Here is a 19,447-nt window from a genome sequence, read left to right as displayed (position 1 = left end):
CGACGACGACACCAAATCAATGATGTCGGGCGTTAGGTAGCAAAGATCATAGAAAACGGCTATCGAATTGAATTAAAAGAGCAATCTTGGATACTAGCAACCGCCACAACTCCCGCGGAGCGCACCACAAGACGACATCGCCGTTTGCATGCGACGCGGTTCCTTAGCGCTTATTCACGGTCAATTCCCGTATGCAACCTCGGTGCAGGAGCGGCGGCGTGCAGACAATGGAGCGGACCGCTGTCGCTGCCACTATGGCAATATGTTAAGCGGCAATACGGCGGGAGCGGTTCTGTCTTCGTGGAACTTCCGAAAAAATCTTTTCGCCAATACCCGCCAAACGAACAGGCGCATGGTCCTTGAACTTGACGACCAGCTCTAGCTCTCCACCGAGAGCCTCCACGTAATCCCGAAGCGTTGAAAGAAGAAAATCGGAGCGCTTCTCCATCTGCGCAACCGAAACCTGCTTCTTGCCCATCTTGCGTCCGATATGCTCCTGTGTCAGGTCGAGGGCTTTCCGCAGCTTTTGAAGCGTGTCATATTCCTCAAGCAATTCCTTAGCTCGCAGGTCGGACGCCTCGATCATCTCGGGAGTCATCGTTTCGGCAAAAACGTCTTTTGCTGATTTAGCCATCACTCTTTCTCCTTCTTCTTCAACTCTCTTAAATGCGCTTTGTAGCGCTTGTCAGCAGTGTTGATCAGCTTCTTATAGAACTTCTTTTCATTCGTACCCGACTTGTCTCCGGCGACAAGAATAACGGCTTTTCTCTCCGGATCGAATGCAAATGCGGCCCTCCAAACTCCATCAGCCGCATCAAATCGAAGCTCCTTCATATTTGCGTAGTCCGAACCATTAAGGGTATCAGCGCGTGGCCGTCCAAGCTCAGGTCCACGATCTCGAGAAGCAAGACCATTGCTCGCAGTTCGATCTTTACCTCCTTGTCGAACCCCCTGAACTCCCTAGCGAAGTCCTCATCAAATACCACATTCCACGACATTGGATATAGCTTCCACTTTATATAACGTCAACCCTATAACGCCACCCTAGGTTGGCGCTATATCGTTACCCACCCCTGATTAAACAACCGCGTCAATTCATCCGACGTTTGCCTGCCAATTGAATATGGCAGACTTCTCGATGGGCCTTCCGGGCCGCGTGTGGCGACTATATTCCGGAATGTCTTGCAAGGCACAATAGCCGAGCCTCAGAAACGACACGCAGAGGTAGATCGATCCGATGCGCCCCGCCGAGCGGTTGGCCGCGCGACGGAGTGGTATCTTGCACGGCACCTCCCTCGACACGAGGCAGACACGGAACCTCGTTACAGGAGAAATGATACGGATCGTTGAGCGCCGGGAAGATTGTCACGAGGCTTGCTCGAGCAACTTTCTTGCCTTCCCCTCCAGTTCAAGACGAGCGTCCTGATGGGTTCTTCTTCGGGCAAGCGCCGTCATGCCCTGAACGAAGTCGAAGATCGATTCCGGCGGCCTCCCCTCCTCCTGCAAGACCGTTTCGATGATCCTGGCGCTGTCACCTTTCGAGAAGCCGCGCTTGCGCAGGAAACCCTCGCGGTCCTCGTCGGTGCGGGCAACGATACGATCTCGCGCGGCCCTGATTCCCGCGACGAAATTTGCCGGAGAGGAGTTGGCGAAGCTCGTCAATGCTGGCGCGGCCTCACGGGCGAAGCGATGGCCGGCGAACTTCGAATGACGGATCACGATTTCCTCGAAGTTCTCCGTTCCCCAGAGATTGCGATTGGCGCACACCGCCCGCAAGTAGAAGGACGCAATCCCCAGTGTCTTCGAACCCACTTCACTGTTCCAGCAGTAGAAACCGCGGAAATAGAGATCCGGTTCGCCATTGGGCAGCCGGCCGGCTTCGATCGGGTGGGTGTCGTCAACGAGGAACAGGAAGACGTCGCGATCGCTGGCATAGAGCGTGGTGGTCTCTTCACTGACTTCGACGAAGGGATTGTGGGTCATCGTTGACCAGTCGAGAACACCCGGCACTTTCCAGATCGTGTCACCGGTTCCGTTTCCGGCAATATGCATGACCGCCGACACCAGTTCATGATCCCAGACCCTGCCGTATTCCGGCCCCGTGATGGCGCGGAGTTCGACACGTTCGTCATCGGTCTCCAGCGTCTTCATCAGCTCAGACCGGTGGGAGAGCAGTCCGTGCTGGAGGTTGATGCCGGCAAGGGGCGCGGGAAGCTGGCGCATATAGGTCGCCGGTGCGCCAACGAGACTGCAGAGCTGCCCATAGCTCCAGTGGGTCGGGAAAAGGGGCCGTCTCTGGCCGGGGACGATCAGTTCGATCCTGTCGGCATCAGCGCGATTGGCCTCAACCCGGATTGCCGCACTTTCGACGGTACGCGACTGGGCACGGTCGGATCGCATTTTCACGGCTTCGTAGAGCGCACCGAGCGACAGATAGCGCTCGTCTGCGGGGCGAGAAAACCACTCCGACGACACGCGTCCGACACGCTCGCCACGCGAGATGTCGACCTTGAATCCTGTGGTCGAAGCAGGGATTGAACTGAAGATCGTGGTATTCATGTGCTGTCTCCTGAAACAAGATCGCCCGGCGCGAAGGGCCGGGCTGTTGGGGTGGTTGCCGCCGAAGAGATGGCAGCCGGCGGAGTAGAGCGAGGCCCGGCAGGAGGGCCGGGCCTTCTTGAAGGGTTGGCTCAACCTGTGGCCGAAACCGATGCGCCTTCATCCTCGACGAGACGGAAAGCAGGATCTCCAGCGTCCGGCTCCTGCACCGGAGACCGCGGAGCGCCAGTTCCTGCATCCTCATCCGTAGTGCTGCTCGTATAGCCACCGGCATTCGCATCGGCAGCGACGGCGCGAGCCGCGGCTTCTTCCGGCGAGACTTCGGGAGCAGATGCGCGCAGCGGCTCCGGGAGCCATTTCCTACGCCGCAGCAGCCGCTCGGCCTCGCGCGCCATGTCGGGCTTCTTGAGATGGTCGATAAGCTGGACCGACGGCTCTCCACGGGCCTCGCGAACGGCCTTCAAGATATGCGCCTTGGTGATCCTGCCGAGGTAGTTGTCGACGGTCGGTTCCCAACCTGCCTCGGCCATATCGAAGCCGAGGGAGCGGGCAAGCTGTTCGGCATGCAAGAGTGCGGCAGGCCGCCGGTTCCATGCCTGGACGACGGCGTTGAGCGACAGCGAAATGCAGTGCGCGAACAAGGCCTGTCGACGGACCTCGTCGAGCGAGATCAGGTAGTCCCAGAGCGCGCTGGCATTCCGCGGGAGATCCTGTCCCCACGCCTCGTGGCGTCGGTCGATCTCCTTTGCCCAGACGGTGTCGCAAAGGCCCGGCGTCTGGCCCAGATTTGCGCTCTGGAACGTCAGTTCGAGGCAGGAAGCGGAACCTTGGGAGAAGAAGGTCCTGAGCACGAGGGCATGCAGGGCGGCGACGAAGGCAATCGCCGGATCGTTGGCGAGCGCATTTCTGAGTGCCAGGGTGCGCGCGGCCGTCAGGTCTTCGACAACACGGTCGGAAAGTCCACGCGCGGTACCATCTTCCTCGTCGGCTCCATCCACCGTGTTCGCCTCTGCGCTGGAGCGGGCACCTTCCGTCGTGGACGGCGCACCATCTCCTTCGCCGTCGTCCTCCTCGTTACGGTCGCTCGCATCGTCGCCTTCGGCAGTACCAGCCGGCTCATCTTCGGGGCGGACGAAGCCCCGCTCGATTTTCGGTATGCCGTCGGCGCCAAGCGAGATGAACGCGCCGCCGCGGGCGACCTCCTGCCGATCAAAAACCAGGGGTCGATTGTTCAGCCGATCAAGTTCGCCGCCGAGTTCCTCCAACCGTTGTTCGAGGTCGGCGTCGTATTCGGTCGCTTCTGCGTAACCGGCATCGAGCGTCTTGTACTGTGTCTCAACCTCTTGACGGCGATCAAGCTCGTCATCCGTCAACTCGACCCGCTCTGGGTAGAAACGACGAAGACCGGCGGAGTGTCCGTATGGGAAATCAAATGCGGCCTCGACCCATTTCCAGCCTTCGTCGGTTTTCAGAGCGTCGGCGTCTGCCCTGAGCTTTTCGATCGCGAGCTGTTCCAGCAAGGATGGATCCTCCAGCCATCCGCCGTTATCGTCGTCGAAGAGATCGCGCATCACGATCCCGCCCGCCGCTTCATAAGCCGCGATGCCGACATAGACTGCGCGGCGATCCGTTGCGCGCACAGTCGTTTCGGTCAGGAGCCTACGAATGTAGTAGGGTTCGCGCGACGGCTGGCGCGAAATCAACTCCCAGACCTGCTCCTGGCGTGCGCGGTCATCGGTGATCGAAAACGCCATGACCTGCTGGAGCGTCATCTCGTCGGCGGCATATCGCTCGAGAAGGCGCGGAGAGACGGATGCAAGCCTCAGCCTTTGCCTCACAGTCGCGACGGAAATAAAGAAGCGTCCGGCGATTTCCTCTTCTCCGACACCCTCCTCCCAGAGCGTCATGATCGCCCGAAACTGATCCAGCGGATGCAGATCGAGGCGCTGAGTGTTTTCCGCAAGCGAGTCCTCCACCTCATCGGTCGTGGATTTGCTCAGGATGCAGGGAACGGCGACGGTTCTGGAAAGGCGTCCCTGACTGACGAGGAGCTCGAGCGCCCGGTAACGGCGCCCGCCGGCCGGAATACGAAAGAACCCGGTTTCGTGCCCTTGCGCGTCATGTTCGACGCGAACGTTGAGACTGGTCAGAAGTCCGCGTCGGGCGATGTCCTCGGCGAGATCCGCAACGGACATGCCCGCCTTCGTCTTGCGAACATTCCGCTGACTGAGCACAAGCTTGTTGAAGGGAATTTCGCGCCCGGTATTGAGTGTGATCTTTTCAGAAGCTTTTACCATCTGGCTTTCTCCATGGCGGATTGCCCGGAGCCTCTCTCCAGACACCTCACTCCGCCAGGAAGCCCCTTCCCCACTCTCCCTCTCGCAACAGCCTTGCCTTTTCCAGCGGACCTCTCGTTCGCGTCGGTCGGAAGACCCGGGCGAACGTTGGTGTGGAGAAGAAGCGCTTCGCTTTCAGGCATGGTGCGCGTAAGCAGCACGGTACCGACTGCACCTTCTTGCGACCCGCTATGAAAAGACGCCAGCGCCGACCCGTGTCGGGCAAGCTTCCCCCTCCAATGCGTGGCCGACAAGACATGACGGAACGCAAGAAAAGGCGGAGCAGATCGCGGGAGTATTGCGATCCGAAAAAAGCAGAATTCCGCCGAAGGTTCGCGAAATGTCGCGCCGTAAGAATATGGTTTGAAACATCAATAGATTGGTAGTAAACATGAAACACCAAGGCTGAAATATGAGAAGCGATGGCGGAACTGTGATTACCTCCGCTCAATTGCGAGCCGCCAGGGCTCTTCTCGGAATTGACCAGCGTCAACTGGCCGGCCTCGTCGGTGTGTCCGTACCGACCATCCAGCGCATGGAAGCAAGCCCGCACGTCATCCGCGGCAACGTCGACTCGCTGATGCGCCTTTTGCGTGCGCTCGACGGAGCCGGCATCGAACTGATTGACGAGGGCGCTGCAAGCGAGACCGGCGGACGCGGCGTGCGATTGAGAGCGGCGCCCAAGGCGGGCGAAGACGCCACAGGCATCCAGGACGCGGGGGGTCGTTCATGACGCCGGTCCAGGTCATCCTCGTCTCGGTCGGCGCGTATGTGGGAACAGCAGTGCTCGGCGCAGCGACGGGACGGAAAGCCTGGGCAACCTCCCTCGTCTACACACTTGCCCTTTGCGTTTCCGCAGTCATCCTTGCGACGGCGGTCTTGCAACTGCTCGGCGCGGCGAATGGGGCTCCCGCCTCGGAGATGTCGCTGCCGCTCGGGCTGCCCTGGCTCGGATCGCATCTCCGGCTCGACGCGCTCTCGGCCTTTTTTCTTTCGGTGGTGGGACTGGGCGGGCTGCTCGCGAGCCTCTATGGCCTCGGCTACGGGTATCATGAACAGGCGCCGCAGCGGGTGCTTCCCTTTTTTCCCGCCTTCCTCGCGGGCATGAACCTCGTGATCCTGGCGGCCGACGCGTTTACCTTCCTCATCTCCTGGGAATTCATGTCACTCGCCTCCTGGGCACTGGTGATGGCGCATCATCACGAGGCGGCCAACCGCAGGGCCGGTTACATCTACATCGTGATGGCGAGCTTCGGCACGCTCACGCTGCTGCTCGCGTTCGGGCTTCTGGCGGGAGCGGACGGCAACTATGCCTTCGCCGCAATCCGCTCCGCAGAGCATACGCCGCTCATTGCCGGAAGCGTCTTGGTGCTTCTTCTTCTCGGCGCCGGTTCGAAGGCGGGTCTCGTGCCGCTGCACGTGTGGCTTCCGCTTGCCCATCCGGCCGCGCCGAGCCATGTCTCGGCGCTGATGAGCGGCGTCATGACCAAGGTCGCGATTTACGGTTTCGTCCGCGTCGTTTTCGACCTTCTCGGACAGCCGACACCTTGGCAGGGCATTCTGGTACTGGTGATCGGCGGCGCGACCGCCAGCCTCGGCATCCTGCACGCACTGATGGAACGGGATCTCAAGCGGCTGCTCGCCTACAGCACGATCGAGAACATCGGCATAATCTTCGTCAGCCTCGGACTGACGCTCGCCTTTGCGGCAAACGGCATGAGCGGTCCGGCGGCACTCGCCTTCACGGCGGCGCTCTTCCATGTGCTCAACCACTCTTTCTTCAAGAGTCTGCTCTTCTTCGGCGCCGGCGCGGTGCTGAGTGCGACCGGCGAGCGGGACATGGAAAAGCTCGGCGGGCTGATCCATCGCATGCCTGTCACCAGCTTCGCCTTCCTTGTCGGCAGCGTGGCGATTTCGGCGCTGCCGCCTTTCAACGGCTTCGCCTCGGAATGGCTTGCCTTCCAGGCAATCCTCCAGAGCCCGGATCTGCCGCAATGGGGACTGAAGATCATCGTCCCGGCGATCGGCGGGCTCCTGGCCCTTTCGGCGGCGCTCGCCGCCACCTGCTTCGTCAAGGCATTCGGCGTGACCTTTCTCGGGCGCCCGCGCACGGCCATCGCCTCCGTGGCGGCCGAGGTCGACCGTTTCTCGCTCGCTGCCATGCTCGTGCTTGCGGCACTTTGCCTTCTCGCCGGCATCCTGCCGGGCCTCGTCATGGACAGCCTTGCCCCGGTCGCGCTTGCGCTTGTCGGCGATCGGCTTCCGGAACAGGCCGGTATCGGCTGGCTGTCAATCGTGCCAATCACCGAAACCCACAGCTCCTATAACGGCCTTCTGGTCTTCCTCTTCATCGCCTTTTCGGCCTCCGTGTCCGCCTTCCTCGTCCATCGCCTCGGCTCGCGGGCACTCCGGCGGGCGCCGGCATGGGATTGCGGCTTCCCCGAACCGAGCCCGATGACGCAGTACTCCGCAGCCGGTTTCGCACAACCGATCCGTCGGGTGTTCGGCACTCTGGTCTTCCGTGCGCGAGAGCGTGTCGATATGCCGGCGCCGGGCGAACTGCGGCCCGCACGGCTGACCGTTACAATGCGTGACCTCATCTGGGATTGGCTCTATGCGCCGTTGACCGGCGTCGTCGGCTATGCGGCGGAAAAGCTCAATCACCTGCAATTCCTGACGATCCGGCGGTATCTCAGCCTCGTCTTCGTCGCCCTGATCCTCCTTCTTCTGGTGGTGGCGCTATGGACGTGATCTTCGCCTTCCTCGTCCAGGCCCTGCAGATGGCCCTGGTCATATCGCTGGCGCCGCTGCTGACCGGTTTCGTACGCAAGGTGAAGGCGCGGCTGTTGCGCCGCCGGGGGCCTTCGATCTTCCAGCCCTACCGTGACCTCGTGCGGCTCTTCCGCAAGGAGGCGATCGTGGCGGAGAGTGCCTCCTGGCTCTTCCGGGTCGCGCCCTATCTGATCTTCGCCGCGACCTGGGTGGCGGCCGCGATCGTGCCGACGTTTGCGACGGGGCTCATCTTCAGCTGGACGGCGGACCTGATCGCCATCGTCGCGCTTCTCGGCAGCGCCCGCTTCTTTCTCGCGCTTGCCGGAATGGATGTCGGCACAAGCTTCGGCGGGATCGGCTCGAGCCGTGAGATGATGATCGCGACACTTGCCGAGCCGGCCATGCTGCTCATCATCTTTTCACTGGCGCTCGTCGCCGGCTCGACGCAGCTTTCGAGCATCGCCGCCTTCGTCAATTCACCGGAGGTCGGCCTGCGCGTCTCACTCGGCATCGCACTCGTCGCGATCGTCATGGTGGCGATAGCGGAGAACGCGCGTATTCCGGTCGACAACCCGGCGACCCACCTCGAGCTCACCATGGTGCATGAGGCGATGGTGCTCGAATATTCCGGGCGGCATCTGGCAATGATCGAACTTGCCGCCTCGCTGAAACTTTTGCTCTACGTTTCGCTGATCGCCTGCATCTTCGTGCCGTTCCAGCTTGCCGGCCCCGGCGACGCGCCAGCAACCTACGTGGTCGCGGCACTCGCCTACCCCGTCAAGCTTGCCGTCGCCGCCATCCTGCTTGCCGTCTTCGAGACCGCGACCGCCAAGATGCGGGTTTTCCGCGTTCCGGATTTCCTCGGCGCGGCCCTGATGCTCGGGCTGCTCGCAACCCTTCTGCGCTTCGTCTCGAGGAGCCTTTGATGCACGGTCTCGTCTTCGACATCGCACATCTTCTGGCCGGCGGCCTCGTCGTCGTCAGCATGATGATGCTCTATCAGGACCGGCTCTATGCCCTCCTCAACGTCTTTGCTCTGCATTCGCTGGTGCTGACCCTCTCGGTCGCCTGGCAGGCCTACATTCAGGATGCGCCGCACCTTTATGTGACGGCGGCAATCGCGCTCGTGTTCAAGGCGATCGTCATCCCGGTCGTGCTGCACCGGATGATCCGCCAGCTCGGCATTCATCGCGAGATCGAGACCGTGGTCGGCATCGGGCCGACGATGCTTGCCGGCATCGGGCTCGTGGCGCTTGCCATGGTCGTCATGCTCAGGGTCACCCCCGGGGCCAATCCGCTTGTGCGCGAAGATCTCGCCTTTGCGCTGTCGGTACTGCTGATCAGCCTGCTGGTGATGGTAACGCGGCGGAATGCGGTGAGCCAGGTCGTCGGCTTCATGTCGCTCGAAAACAGCCTCGTTCTGGCCGCGACCGGCGCCAAGGGCATGCCGCTCGTCGTCGAGATCAGCGTCGCGTTCTCGATCCTGGTTGCCTTCATCGTCATCGGCGTCTTCCTCTTCCGCATCCGTGAGCGTTTCGACACGGTCGATGTCGCGGCCCTTGATGACTTCAAGGGGAGGATGCGCAAATGAACGCGTTCTCACCCCTCCTCGCCTTCGACGCAGAACGCGCGGTCCTCGTCATTCCGATCGTGGCGGCCGTAGTGCTCGCGGTTCTGCCCGGCTATCGCCTCACCGCCCGGCTCAACGTGGTCGCGAGCCTGCTCACCCTTCTTTCGGCCCTTTCGCTCTTCGTCACGCCGCGACCGGAGGCCGGGCAGTATCTCCTGGTCGATGACCTCAACATCGTCTTCATTGTCCTCAACACCTTCGTCGGCTTCACAACCAGCGTGTTCAGCGCCAGCTACATTGCCCATGAACTGGAGATCGGCCGGCTGACACCGGCGAACCTCCGCTTCTACCACGCGATGTACCAGGTCATGATGTTCGGGATGAACCTCGCCTTCGTCTCGAACAATATCGGGCTGATGTGGGTGGCGGTCGAACTTGCGACGCTGACCACAGTGCTTATGGTCGGCATCTACAGGACCCACGAAGCGCTCGAGGCGGCGTGGAAGTACTTTATTCTCGGCAGCGTCGGCATCGCGTTTGCCCTGTTCGGGACGATTCTCGTCTATCTGGCTGCCCAGCCGGTGGTGGGCGAAGGCTATGACGCCATGGTCTGGACGATCCTGATCCAGCATGCGGCCTCCTTCGACGCCGCGCTTCTCAATATCGCCTTCGTCTTCCTGTTCCTCGGCTACGGCACAAAGGTGGGGCTTGCACCCCTGCACGCCTGGCTGCCGGATGCCCATGCGGAGGGGCCGACGCCGATTTCGGCTGTACTGTCCGGCCTGTTGCTGAACGTTGCGCTCTACGCCGTGCTGCGCTTCAAGATGCTGCTGTCTGCAAGTCCGGATGCGCTCGCACCCGGACCACTGATGATGACGATGGGGCTCGCCTCACTGATCTTCGCCGGCTTCATGCTTTACCGGCGCCGCGACATCAAGCGCATGTTCGCCTATTCCTCGATCGAGCATATGGGCATCATCGTCTTTGCCTTCGGACTTGGCGGGCCACTTGCGAACTTCGCCGGTCTCCTGCACATGGTGATGCATTCGCTGACGAAGTCGGCGATATTCTTTGCCGTCGGCCACGTAGCCCAGATCAAGGGAACGCAGCGGCTTTCGGCGATCCGGGGGCTGACCGAGACCCATCCGGGCCTCGGCTGGGGGCTCGTCGCAGGGGTCGTGGCAATCGCCGGCCTGCCGCCCGGCGGCATCTTCATGAGCGAGTTCCTGATCGTGAGTTCGGCCTTCTCCAAGCAGCCCGTGCTCGGTGTCCTGCTGGTGTTCGGGCTGCTTGTCGCCTTCGGGGCGCTTCTCCTGCGGCTGACAGGGGCAGCGTTTGGCCGTCCGCGCGGGAGCACGGCACCGGCGCAAGCCTCATACCTGCCAATGTATGCCCATCTCGCGCTCGTGCTGATCGCGGGGATCTACCTGCCACCGCCGCTGGTCGCCTGGTTCCAGCACATCGCCAACCTGCTTCGCTGACGGGAGGAGATCGTGACGACACTTGCCGAATTCCTCCTCGAGAGCCGACTGGTCGAGCAGCACCGCCCCTTTGCGCGTGCCGTCGTCGACGAGGCGGATTGGATCGCTGCGGCCGAGGTGCTCGCCGCGGGGCGCTGGACGCTCCTCGGCCTTTGGGGCGAGCCGAACGCGGTACACATGGCGCTTTTCGAAGAGCCCGGGACAATCGGGGTGGTGAGCCTTGAAGGTCTGAGCGGGAGCTATCCATCCGTCGCGCGCCACCATCCGCCGGCAATGCGTCTCGAACGCGCGATCCGCGATCTCTTCGGGCTGGAGCCGGTCGGGTTACCCGACCCGCGGCCGTGGCTCGACCACGGACGCTGGGGCATCCGCGCCCCCCTCGGCGCAGCGGAGCCTGCGGACGACACGGGTCGCACCTACGCTTTCCTGTCCGCGGAAGGCGAAGGCCTGCACCAGATCCCCGTCGGCCCCGTCCACGCCGGGATCATCGAACCGGGGCACTTCCGGTTCTCCGTAAACGGCGAGACGATCGTCCGGCTGGAAGCGCGGCTCGGTTATGTCCACAAGGGCATCGAGGGGCTGATGGCGGGCGCCGGGATCAGCCGCGCAGCGCAGCTTGCAGGGCGGACGTCCGGCGACAGTACGGTCGCCTACGGTCTTGCCTTTGCACGCGCCGTCGAGGCGGCGATCGCCTTCGAGGCCCCGCCGCGCGCCGTCTGGCTGCGCGCGCTCATGGCCGAACTCGAGCGGCTGGCAAACCACCTCGGCGACATCGGGGCGATCTGTAACGACGCGGCCTTTCCCCTCATGCTCGCCCATTGCGGCGTACTGCGCGAGAAGGTGCTGCGTGCTGCGGACACCGCCTTTGGCCATCGACTGATGCGAGACCGGATCGCACCGGGCGGCGTGACCGTCGATCTCGAAGGTAGCGGTATCGCCGCGATCCGGCAGGTCGTGGCCGACATCCGCCGGCGCTTTCCGCCCCTGATCGAACTCTATGAGAACACGACCTCGCTCCAGGACCGAACTGTGACGACAGGTGTCCTGAAACCGCAACTGGCACAGCAATACGGCACCGGCGGCTATGCCGGCCGCGCTTCGGGCCGCGGCTTCGATGCGCGCCATGTCCTGCGGTATGCACCTTATGACCGTTTGATCTTCGACGTGCCGGTCTTTGCCGAGGGCGACGTCAATGCCCGTGTGTGGGTGCGCATTCGTGAAGTGGAGCAGAGCCTTTCGATGGTCGACCAGTTGCTCGACCTTCTGCCCGACGGACCGATGGCCGTTCCGGTGCCCGACCTCGGCAGGACGTGCGAGGGCGCAGCTCTCGTCGAGGGTTTTCGCGGGGACATTCTCGTCTGGCTGCGGCTTTCGGCGGACGGCACCGTCGAGCGGTGCCATCTGCGCGACCCCTCCTGGTTTCAATGGCCATTGGTGGAGGTCGCAATCGAAGGCAACATCGTCGCCGACTTCCCGCTCTGCAACAAGTCGTTCAACTGCTCCTATTCGGGCCAGGATCTTTAGGGAGGGACGGAAGCCATGCGCAAACTCCTCTTCGAAAGCCTCGTGCGGAAGCCCCTTACGGAGAAGGCGCCAGCACCTTCGCAAGGGGCAGTCGACGAGCTTGGCCGCGCCGTCGATGAGCGCGCGCGACGCAGGCTCGGTCGCAGCCTCTCGATCCGTGTGGTCGATGCCGGTTCCTGCAACGGCTGCGAACTCGAAATCCACGCGCTCAACAACGCCTTCTACGATGTCGAGCGTTTCGGCATCCACTTCGTCGCCTCGCCGCGCCACGCCGACGTGCTATTGGTCACCGGTCCCGTGACAAAGAACATGCGCGAGGCGCTCGAACGGACCTTTGCCGCAATGCCCGCCCCGAAATGGGTGGTGGCAGTTGGCGATTGCGCCCGCGACGGCGGTTGCTTTGCCGGGAGCTACGCAGTCACGGGCGGCGTGTCGGAGGTCGTTCCGGTCGATCTTCATATCCCCGGCTGCCCGCCATCGCCAACCCGTCTCCTCGAGGGACTGCTCGCTCTCCTGGAACGGGCGGAGGGGAAGCGCGAGGCGGGGTGAGGAAATCGACCCTTTGCCGGAGCGATGCTCGAATATCGTTGTGCATACGACCGGACCCGGGACAATTACGCCACCGGACAGTTTGCACGACGAACGTCGAAGGCACCCGCCCACTCGACATCACTTCATTGCCCGAGTTCGGCAAGTTCGGTTGCCAGTCGACGTAACGGAAGAACCTCGGTCTGAATGTTGAGCGGGTAAGCATCACAACCGGGATAGACAACGATCCGTCGCTCGGGACGAATGTCTTCGCACGCATGATGGAAGCCGCGTTCAACATTTGGACTGAGGCTTCTCTTGATCTCGATCGCCCACTGCCGTTGACGAGGCAGTGTCAGAACCAGGTCGATTTCGGCGCCGGCAGAACTGCGATAGAAGTGGGGCAGAGAACCCTCGGGCATAGCAGAAATCAGAGTTTCGATTACAAAGCCTTCCCAACTCGCTCCGCTTACTGGATGACCAAGGAGGTCATCCAGGGTTTCCAATCCAAGTAGAGCGTGAAGAAGGCCGGAGTCTCGAACATAGATGCGAGGGGATTTGACGAGTCGCTTGCCGACGTTGTTGTGCCAGGGCTCAAGTCGGCGGACCAGAAGCAGGTCGACCATCAGATCTAGGTAAGAAGAAACCGTTTTGCTGTCGACGCCGAGAGATCGAGCGAATTCAGCCGCATTCAAAAGACCAGATTGATGGTGAGCCAGCATGGTCCAGAAACGTCGCAATGTCTCGGCCGCAATTCGAGGACCCAGCATGGGGATATCCCGCTCGAGGTACGTCCGAATGAAATCCTGGCGCCAGCGCTGACTGATCCGATCGCTCGCGGCAAGGAAGCTGTCCGGAAAGCCTCCCCGGAGCCATAGATTTTGGAGATCACCTTCGGATACCTCAAGTGCATCAATCGGCGCGAGTTCAAGATACGCTATGCGACCTGCCAGAGTTTCTCCAGATTGTTTCATCAGATCAATGGATGCCGATCCGAGCAGAAGGAAGCGGCCGGTACGAATGCCTTTGCGACGGCCACGGTCGATCAATCCTCGCAGGCTCTGGAACAGACCAGGGACCCGGTGAACTTCGTCCAGGATGACGAGCTGGTTCTCGAAATTCGAAAGATAAAGCTCGGGTTCTGCAAGCTTTGCCCGGTCGGCCTCGGATTCGAGGTCGAGATAGAGCGCGGACCGGCTTTCGCCAACCTCAAGGGCGAGCGTTGTTTTTCCAACCTGCCTTGGGCCGAGAAGTGCTACGGCGGGGTTGGTGTTCAGTAGCTCGACGAGCTGGGCGGCTTTTCTCCTGGGAATCATCCTTGCATTTATGGAATTTAATTCCAGAATTGCAAGGTTATTTTCGACCTATCCGGGCGACCGCGCATGTCAGGTATAGGCATGAGGACATGCCCAAACCGCCGGTTCCGCTGCGATGACTGTTCACAGAAGTGAAAGAGCGAACAGACAGTCGCGTTCCTCGAACGTCGAACTACGCCCGTTCTTCATCGTCGTTCAGGGGTGCGAGAAGCTCCAGAACCAAGTCCCGCAGCCATCGGTGGGTCGGGTGATTGGTGTTGCGCCTGTGCCAGATCATGCAGATCTGAACCGGATTGATCGGCATGGGTGGCGTGTAGATGGCAAGGCCCAAACGGGGCGCCACCTTGCGCGCGAGTTGTTCCGGCAAGAGCGCGACGAGGTCGCTTCCCGCGACCGCATTAGTGACGCCTCCGAAGACCGGCATGGTCATCACGACACGCCGTTCCCGGCCGATCCGGGCAAGTGCGGCATCACCCATGGCCTTCAGCTTGCCTTCGGGTGAGAACACCACATGGCCGAGATCGCAGAAGAGATCGATCGGCACGATCTCGCCTGCCCGGACCTCGGCGTGCGCCAGCCGCGGATGTCCTGAACGCGCAATCATCACAAAGCGGGAGCGGAAGGCCGGCGCATTGTCGGTCCAGGTCGGAAAGTCGATCTTCGGCACGAAGGCGAGGTCTATCCCATGCCTTTCGAGCGTCCCAACGTAATTGTCAGGCACCAGGTCGACGAGTTGCACCTGGATCTTCGGCGCCAGTCGCGAGAGCGCGTTCGCAAGCGAGGGCATCAGCATCTCCGCAAAGAAGTCCGAGCCGGAGATCTTGAAGCTCTGCTCGGCGTTCGCCGGGTCGAAGCTCTCAGGCCCGGCAAGGAGCGCCTCGACATCCTCCAGGATGTGACGGAGGGGGAATTCGAGACGTCTCGCATATTCAGTGGGCACGAGACGCTGCCCCTCGCGCACGAAAAGTGGATCGTTCAGGGCATGGCGAAGCCGGCCGAGCGCAGAGGAGACGGCCGGCTGCGAAAGGCCGATGCGTTCGCCGGCCTTCACGGTGGACTGCTCGTGCAACAAGGCATCGAGCACCCGCAGAAGATTGAGGTCGAAGCTCGATAAATTCATCCGCCGAATTTATTCTATAACAACTATCGATTTCAATTATAGATTCCGTTCTGGCACGCTTTCCCGCATCGATCACGATGACACGACGGCGGGAGGCTTCGATGGTTGCGCGCTCGGTACCCTACAGCGTTGAGTGGCTCGGCACGACCTACAGGATCTCCCTGACGGCGGCGCAGACGCAGACGCGCGTCGGCATCTTCGAAAGCCTCGACCAGCCGGGCTACGGCCCTCCCCGGCACATTCACAATCGCGAGGACGAGACCTTTCACATCCAGTCCGGCGAAGTCGAATTCTGGATGAATGGCCAAAGACGACTGGAAGGTCCGGGCAGCGTCGTCTTCGTTCCACGCGGGACGGAGCACACGTTCCGGGTGATCGGCGATCTACCTGCCCGAATGCTGACCATCATGACCCCCGGCGGCTTCGAACGTTTCTTCGCCGAGATGGCTAAGCACAACTGCCGTATCCCCGAAGACATGGATCAGGTCGCCGCGATCGGCGCACGTTTCGGCCTAACCTTCACCGGGCCGCCGCTCGGCGCGGCTTGATCTCGCAAGCGCTAACAGGAGCAACGGACATGCGTGGCATATCTTTCTGGTTCTTTATGACGGCGGTCATCTACGTGACGCTTGGAATGATCTGGGGCATCGTCATGGCCGCAACTGGCGATCATAGGCTGGCGGCAGCCCACGCCCACCTCAATCTCGTGGGCTGGGTGACGCTGGCACTCTTCGGCATCTACTACCACCTCGTTCCCCGGGCCGGCGAACACTTGCTGGCGAAGCTGCATTTCGCTGTGGCAACCGTCGGCGTGGTGCTGCTCGTTCCGGGCATAGCCATGGCGGTCTCTGGCGCAGGCGAATTGCTGGCCAAGGTCGGTTCGGTTCTCACCCTTGCATCGATGCTTCTGTTTGCGGTGGTTGTCTTCCGTAGCCGGAAGGCCGTGGAGGTGCCTGAACGGGCCATGGTCAGACAAGGCCTCGAGCAATCCGCCTGACATGACGTGCGATGAGATTTTCTGTTGAACGATGGAGGGACAGATGGTTCTCCGACCCATAGGCGCCGGCGAAGGACAGGTTGAAGGCCGCGCCAATCGCGGTCGGCCAATCGGGCGCGTCGAGGATCGTGTTGCCGATCTCGACCGGTCGCAAAGAGGGCTGCTGCTGCATGGCGGCGCGTTCGATATCGACCACTTCCTGGCCGATCCCGAAACCTACAAGGCCGTCCACGAGATCGTGCGGGAGGGACCGTCGGCCGGCGACTTCAAGATGAAGGGTCCGGTATGGACGCTGATCCTGGATCATGACCAGACGATCAAGCTGAGCCAGGTTCTGATCGAAGGAGGGGGTCCGCTTCTTGCTGCTGCCGGGGTCGCAGCTCCGGTGATTGCCGGCGCCCTTTTCGCCTCCATCGTCTACATCAACTTTGTGGATCGGCTCGGCGGCAACAATGGCGTTGAGATCAATGGTGTGGTCGGCGTTCAGGGAATTCTCGTTCATCCCCGGCTTATGGGCGGGCGGTTCGAACTTCTCGCCGACAGCGCAAGGATCGGCGTCGCCGGGGTCACGATCACCGCCTGGCTCGTCGCGGCCATTGCAAAATCACCGGCTCTAGCGACGGCGCTGCAGTTTGCGCCCCTGGCGACGATCGCCAATGCCGTCTCGATCGGGACGCCGCTCGGCCTTGCGATCGGCGCAGCACTGGGCCTGGTGCTTGAAAGCGAGCCCGACCCCAACACCTTCGGCCCCGTGGTCGCAAACCGTACCCAGGTCGGAGAATGGGAAGCGTTCGAGATCGGAACCTGCCGCGACAGCAGCGAGGTTTCGCTCATGTCGCACATGGGTCATTTCTCTGCCGTCGATGGAGGCGGAAAGGGCGTTTACGCAAACCGCCCGGAAGTCGGAGCGTGGGAGCGATGGGGATTGATCAAGCATGGAGACGGGACGGTGAGCTTTCTCACGGCCAACGGGCATCTGCTGACCGCCGAATCGGGAGGCGGACGCGAGTGCAACGCAAATCGCACCAGCATCGGATCCTGGGAGAAGTTCCATATGGAGCCCCTCGCCGGCGGCAAATTTGCTCTCAGAACCTTCGTCACCGGTCATTACGTCTGCGTGGAACCACGGTGATATCCGCCACGGCTTCGGGACGCGGCTGAGGGGCTGGGCGACTTCGGCGACGGTCTCTCGTAATTCACCGCCGCAAGTCAAATTTCGTGCGCTGACGGGCGGCGGCGGTGCTCGCGTCAGAAGCACCACCTAGACCGGCATTACTGGCGAATGCTGCATGCTCGAGCTAGGTTCGTTTCACCCTCAGCCGCCTGAAACGGAAGCGCAACACGCATCATCCGGGATGCGATGAGAACCTTGAGGACAATTCGCTGGTGTGACCTGCGGGTACAGGCCTTTCGATAACGCGAGCGCTCCGGGCAGTTCGAACGTACGTCCCCTGCGCAGCGATAAGGGTTCGGGCTTTTCAGCCGGAAAAGTTGAGTCGGACCTCCGCCGGCTTTCTACTCCTCGTAGCGGCCGAGGGTTGCACCGGCTTCGAGATAGCTGCCGGTTCCGGCGACAATGCGGAAGGCGCCGCTGCGGGTCGCCGTCACCTGCGTTTCCATCTTCATCGCCTCCATCACGGCGAGCAAATCACCCTTCTCTACCTTGTCGCCGTCGACAACTTTCCAGGCTTGCAGCGTCCCGGCGATCGGCGCCGAGAGGATGGCCGGGTCCGCGGCGGGAATGGCCTGTGCCTGGTTCCCGGCGACCGGTGACGCTGCAAAGCCCTGGAAGAGCAATGCCGGAAGGCCAAGCTCGTGCCGGCGGCCGTCGATCTCGACATGCGTACGGACGAGCGCTGGTTCGGTGACCGGTTCCGGCCGGGGTTCGGCTTCCAGCCGTCCGGCGAATTCATTCTCGATCCAGCGAGTATGGACCTTGAAGCCGTCCTCGCCGACGAAATCCTCCGCCTCGATCGCGGCGCGATGGAAAGGGAGCACCGTCGTCACGCCTTCGATCCGGAACTCGGCGAGCGCCCGGCGGGCGCGTTTGAGCGCCTCTTCCCGTGTCGCTCCAGTGACGATGAGCTTCGCCACCAGCGAATCGAAGACACCGGGGATCGAGGAACCGGTCTCGACGCCGCTGTCGAGACGAATGCCGGGACCGGACGGCGGCACGAAAGCGTCGATACGGCCGGGCGTCGGCAGGAAGCCGCGGCCCGGATCCTCGGCATTGATGCGGAATTCGATCGCATGGCCGCGTGGCGCCGGTGTCTCCGTCACGCGAAGCGGCAGGCCTTCGGCGATGCGGAACTGTTCGACCACGAGGTCGAGACCGGTCGTTTCCTCGGTCACCGGGTGTTCGACCTGCAGGCGGGTGTTCACCTCGAGGAAGGAGATCGTGCCGTCGACGCCGAGCAGGAACTCGACCGTGCCCGCACCGGAATAGCCGGCCGCGGCACAGATCTTGCGGGACGCAGCGTGGATCGTGTCGCGCTGGGCGTCTGTGAGGAACGGTGCCGGCGCCTCCTCGACGAGCTTCTGGTTGCGCCGTTGCAGCGAGCAGTCGCGGGTTCCGAGCACGACGACATTGCCAAGCCTGTCGGCGATCACCTGCGCTTCGACGTGGCGCGGGCGGTCGAGGAAACGCTCGAGGAAGCACTCGCCGCGGCCGAAGGCAGCGGTCGCCTCGCGCACGGCGGACTCGTAGAGCTCGGGGATTTCGTCCATCTTCCAGACCACTTTCATGCCGCGGCCGCCGCCGCCATGGGCGGCCTTGATGGCGACCGGCAGGCCGTGCGCTTCGGCAAAGGCGAGCACCTCGGCAGCAGACGAGACGGGGCCGTCGCTGCCGGCGACGAGCGGTGCGCCGACGCCTGTTGCAATCCGCCGAGCCTCGACCTTGTCGCCGAGCGCCTCGATGACCTGTGGGTCCGGACCAATCCAGGTGAGGCCGGCCTCGATCACGGCGCGGGCGAACTCCGCCCGCTCCGAGAGGAAGCCGTAACCCGGATGGATCGCATCGGCGCCGGAGCGGCGGGCGACCGCGATCAGTTTTTCGATGTCGAGATAGGTCTCGGCCGGCCGAATGCCGGAAAGCCCGTAGGCTTCGTCGGCGAGCCGCACGAAGAGTGCGTCCATATCGGGGTCGGCATAGACGGCGACCGACTGCAGGCCGTAGTCGCGACAGGCGCGGATGATCCGCACGGCGATCTCACCACGGTTGGCGATCAGGACTTTTTTCATC

16 protein-coding genes and 1 pseudogene are annotated in these 19,447 nt (G+C 62.2%); 10 read left to right on the top strand and 7 right to left on the bottom strand.

Features of this window, described 5'->3' with window-relative positions; all coding sequences use genetic code 11:
* Positions 1–265: 265 nt before the first annotated feature.
* The 4 genes and pseudogenes from H4I97_RS21725 to H4I97_RS21710 all read right to left on the bottom strand — a co-directional run bounded on the left by H4I97_RS21725 (position 266) and on the right by H4I97_RS21710 (position 4,856).
* Positions 266–634: an XRE family transcriptional regulator gene (locus H4I97_RS21725; protein WP_112691234.1), complete on the bottom strand. Its 369-nt coding sequence runs from the start codon at positions 632–634 to the stop codon at positions 266–268.
* A pseudogene (locus H4I97_RS21720) lies at positions 634–998 on the bottom strand (type II toxin-antitoxin system RelE/ParE family toxin). The gene H4I97_RS21725 and the pseudogene H4I97_RS21720 overlap by 1 nt, the downstream one beginning before the upstream one ends.
* A gap of 367 nt (positions 999–1,365) precedes the next feature.
* Positions 1,366–2,559, bottom strand: a complete 1,194-nt coding sequence (locus H4I97_RS21715; RefSeq protein WP_182307805.1) for a DUF932 domain-containing protein — start codon at positions 2,557–2,559, stop codon at positions 1,366–1,368.
* A gap of 131 nt (positions 2,560–2,690) precedes the next feature.
* The gene (locus H4I97_RS21710) at positions 2,691–4,856 is read right to left on the bottom strand and encodes a ParB/RepB/Spo0J family partition protein (protein ID WP_182307804.1); all 2,166 of its coding nucleotides are present in this window, start codon (positions 4,854–4,856) and stop codon (positions 2,691–2,693) included.
* A 451-nt stretch (positions 4,857–5,307) separates the two neighbouring features.
* On the opposite strand from H4I97_RS21710, the gene H4I97_RS21705 reads away from it, so the two are divergent.
* From H4I97_RS21705 to H4I97_RS21675, 7 genes are read left to right on the top strand one after another with little or no spacing between them, the layout of a single operon-like run.
* The gene (locus H4I97_RS21705) at positions 5,308–5,628 is read left to right on the top strand and encodes a helix-turn-helix domain-containing protein (protein WP_112691229.1); all 321 of its coding nucleotides are present in this window, start codon (positions 5,308–5,310) and stop codon (positions 5,626–5,628) included.
* The gene (gene hyfB, locus H4I97_RS21700; protein ID WP_182307803.1) at positions 5,625–7,646 is read left to right on the top strand and encodes a hydrogenase 4 subunit B; all 2,022 of its coding nucleotides are present in this window, start codon (positions 5,625–5,627) and stop codon (positions 7,644–7,646) included. Before H4I97_RS21705 ends, hyfB begins: the two co-directional genes overlap by 4 nt.
* Positions 7,637–8,593, top strand: a complete 957-nt coding sequence (locus tag H4I97_RS21695; protein ID WP_182307802.1) for a respiratory chain complex I subunit 1 family protein — start codon at positions 7,637–7,639, stop codon at positions 8,591–8,593. Before hyfB ends, H4I97_RS21695 begins: the two co-directional genes overlap by 10 nt.
* On the top strand, positions 8,593–9,258 hold the full coding sequence (locus H4I97_RS21690) for a hydrogenase-4 component E (protein WP_112691226.1): 666 nt from the start codon (positions 8,593–8,595) through the stop codon (positions 9,256–9,258). The genes H4I97_RS21695 and H4I97_RS21690 overlap by 1 nt, the downstream gene beginning before the upstream one ends.
* Complete coding sequence (locus H4I97_RS21685; protein ID WP_112691225.1) at positions 9,255–10,718, top strand: hydrogenase 4 subunit F; 1,464 nt, start codon at positions 9,255–9,257, stop codon at positions 10,716–10,718. The genes H4I97_RS21690 and H4I97_RS21685 overlap by 4 nt, the downstream gene beginning before the upstream one ends.
* A 12-nt stretch (positions 10,719–10,730) precedes the next feature.
* Complete coding sequence (locus H4I97_RS21680) at positions 10,731–12,242, top strand: hydrogenase large subunit (protein WP_182307801.1); 1,512 nt, start codon at positions 10,731–10,733, stop codon at positions 12,240–12,242.
* A gap of 15 nt (positions 12,243–12,257) precedes the next feature.
* Positions 12,258–12,791 carry an NADH-quinone oxidoreductase subunit B family protein gene (locus H4I97_RS21675; RefSeq protein WP_182307800.1) on the top strand — a complete coding sequence of 178 codons (534 nt, stop codon included), beginning with the start codon at positions 12,258–12,260 and terminating at the stop codon, positions 12,789–12,791.
* A 125-nt stretch (positions 12,792–12,916) separates the two neighbouring features.
* Here H4I97_RS21675 and H4I97_RS21670 read toward each other — a convergent pair whose 3' ends face one another.
* Both H4I97_RS21670 and H4I97_RS21665 read right to left on the bottom strand, forming a co-directional pair.
* Positions 12,917–14,086 carry an ATP-binding protein gene (locus H4I97_RS21670; protein ID WP_182307799.1) on the bottom strand — a complete coding sequence of 390 codons (1,170 nt, stop codon included), beginning with the start codon at positions 14,084–14,086 and terminating at the stop codon, positions 12,917–12,919.
* A 172-nt stretch (positions 14,087–14,258) separates the two neighbouring features.
* Entirely contained in the window at positions 14,259–15,206 is a 948-nt protein-coding gene (locus tag H4I97_RS21665; RefSeq protein WP_182307798.1) for a LysR family transcriptional regulator, read from the bottom strand.
* 101 nt (positions 15,207–15,307) lie between these two features.
* Here H4I97_RS21665 and H4I97_RS21660 point away from each other — a divergent pair, with 101 nt between their 5' ends.
* The 3 genes from H4I97_RS21660 to H4I97_RS21650 are packed head-to-tail and all read left to right on the top strand — an operon-like array spanning position 15,308 to position 17,335.
* Entirely contained in the window at positions 15,308–15,754 is a 447-nt protein-coding gene (locus H4I97_RS21660; protein WP_182307797.1) for a cupin domain-containing protein, read from the top strand.
* Positions 15,755–15,783: 29 nt separating this feature from the next.
* A complete protein-coding gene (locus tag H4I97_RS21655) occupies positions 15,784–16,203 on the top strand; it encodes a hypothetical protein (RefSeq protein WP_182307796.1) in 420 nt (139 codons plus the stop codon).
* A 43-nt stretch (positions 16,204–16,246) separates the two neighbouring features.
* Positions 16,247–17,335: a fascin domain-containing protein gene (locus H4I97_RS21650; RefSeq protein ID WP_182307795.1), complete on the top strand. Its 1,089-nt coding sequence runs from the start codon at positions 16,247–16,249 to the stop codon at positions 17,333–17,335.
* 383 nt (positions 17,336–17,718) lie between these two features.
* Here H4I97_RS21650 and H4I97_RS21645 read toward each other — a convergent pair whose 3' ends face one another.
* On the bottom strand, positions 17,719–19,446 hold the full coding sequence (locus H4I97_RS21645; RefSeq protein ID WP_182307794.1) for an acetyl/propionyl/methylcrotonyl-CoA carboxylase subunit alpha: 1,728 nt from the start codon (positions 19,444–19,446) through the stop codon (positions 17,719–17,721).
* Position 19,447 lies beyond the last annotated feature (1 nt).

It is taken from the genome of Ciceribacter thiooxidans, from assembly GCF_014126615.1.
In the GTDB taxonomy this organism is placed as follows: Bacteria; Pseudomonadota; Alphaproteobacteria; order Rhizobiales; family Rhizobiaceae; genus Allorhizobium; species Allorhizobium thiooxidans.
Note: the sequence above shows the minus strand (reverse complement) of the source record. Positions and strands in the feature narration are given on the sequence as shown.

What these genes read in the sequence shown, in the direction of transcription:
- H4I97_RS21725 (WP_112691234.1), bottom strand. Translation starts at nt 634, where the DNA reads ATGGCTAAATCAGCAAAAGACGTTTTTGCCGAAACGATGACTCCCGAG.
- H4I97_RS21715 (WP_182307805.1), bottom strand. Translation starts at nt 2,559, where the DNA reads ATGAATACCACGATCTTCAGTTCAATCCCTGCTTCGACCACAGGATTC.
- H4I97_RS21710 (WP_182307804.1), bottom strand. Translation starts at nt 4,856, where the DNA reads ATGGTAAAAGCTTCTGAAAAGATCACACTCAATACCGGGCGCGAAATT.
- H4I97_RS21705 (WP_112691229.1), top strand. Translation starts at nt 5,308, where the DNA reads ATGAGAAGCGATGGCGGAACTGTGATTACCTCCGCTCAATTGCGAGCC.
- hyfB (WP_182307803.1), top strand. Translation starts at nt 5,625, where the DNA reads ATGACGCCGGTCCAGGTCATCCTCGTCTCGGTCGGCGCGTATGTGGGA.
- H4I97_RS21695 (WP_182307802.1), top strand. Translation starts at nt 7,637, where the DNA reads ATGGACGTGATCTTCGCCTTCCTCGTCCAGGCCCTGCAGATGGCCCTG.
- H4I97_RS21690 (WP_112691226.1), top strand. Translation starts at nt 8,593, where the DNA reads ATGCACGGTCTCGTCTTCGACATCGCACATCTTCTGGCCGGCGGCCTC.
- H4I97_RS21685 (WP_112691225.1), top strand. Translation starts at nt 9,255, where the DNA reads ATGAACGCGTTCTCACCCCTCCTCGCCTTCGACGCAGAACGCGCGGTC.
- H4I97_RS21675 (WP_182307800.1), top strand. Translation starts at nt 12,258, where the DNA reads ATGCGCAAACTCCTCTTCGAAAGCCTCGTGCGGAAGCCCCTTACGGAG.
- H4I97_RS21670 (WP_182307799.1), bottom strand. Translation starts at nt 14,086, where the DNA reads ATGATTCCCAGGAGAAAAGCCGCCCAGCTCGTCGAGCTACTGAACACC.
- H4I97_RS21665 (WP_182307798.1), bottom strand. Translation starts at nt 15,206, where the DNA reads ATGAATTTATCGAGCTTCGACCTCAATCTTCTGCGGGTGCTCGATGCC.
- H4I97_RS21660 (WP_182307797.1), top strand. Translation starts at nt 15,308, where the DNA reads ATGGTTGCGCGCTCGGTACCCTACAGCGTTGAGTGGCTCGGCACGACC.
- H4I97_RS21655 (WP_182307796.1), top strand. Translation starts at nt 15,784, where the DNA reads ATGCGTGGCATATCTTTCTGGTTCTTTATGACGGCGGTCATCTACGTG.
- H4I97_RS21650 (WP_182307795.1), top strand. Translation starts at nt 16,247, where the DNA reads ATGGTTCTCCGACCCATAGGCGCCGGCGAAGGACAGGTTGAAGGCCGC.
- H4I97_RS21645 (WP_182307794.1), bottom strand. Translation starts at nt 19,446, where the DNA reads ATGAAAAAAGTCCTGATCGCCAACCGTGGTGAGATCGCCGTGCGGATC.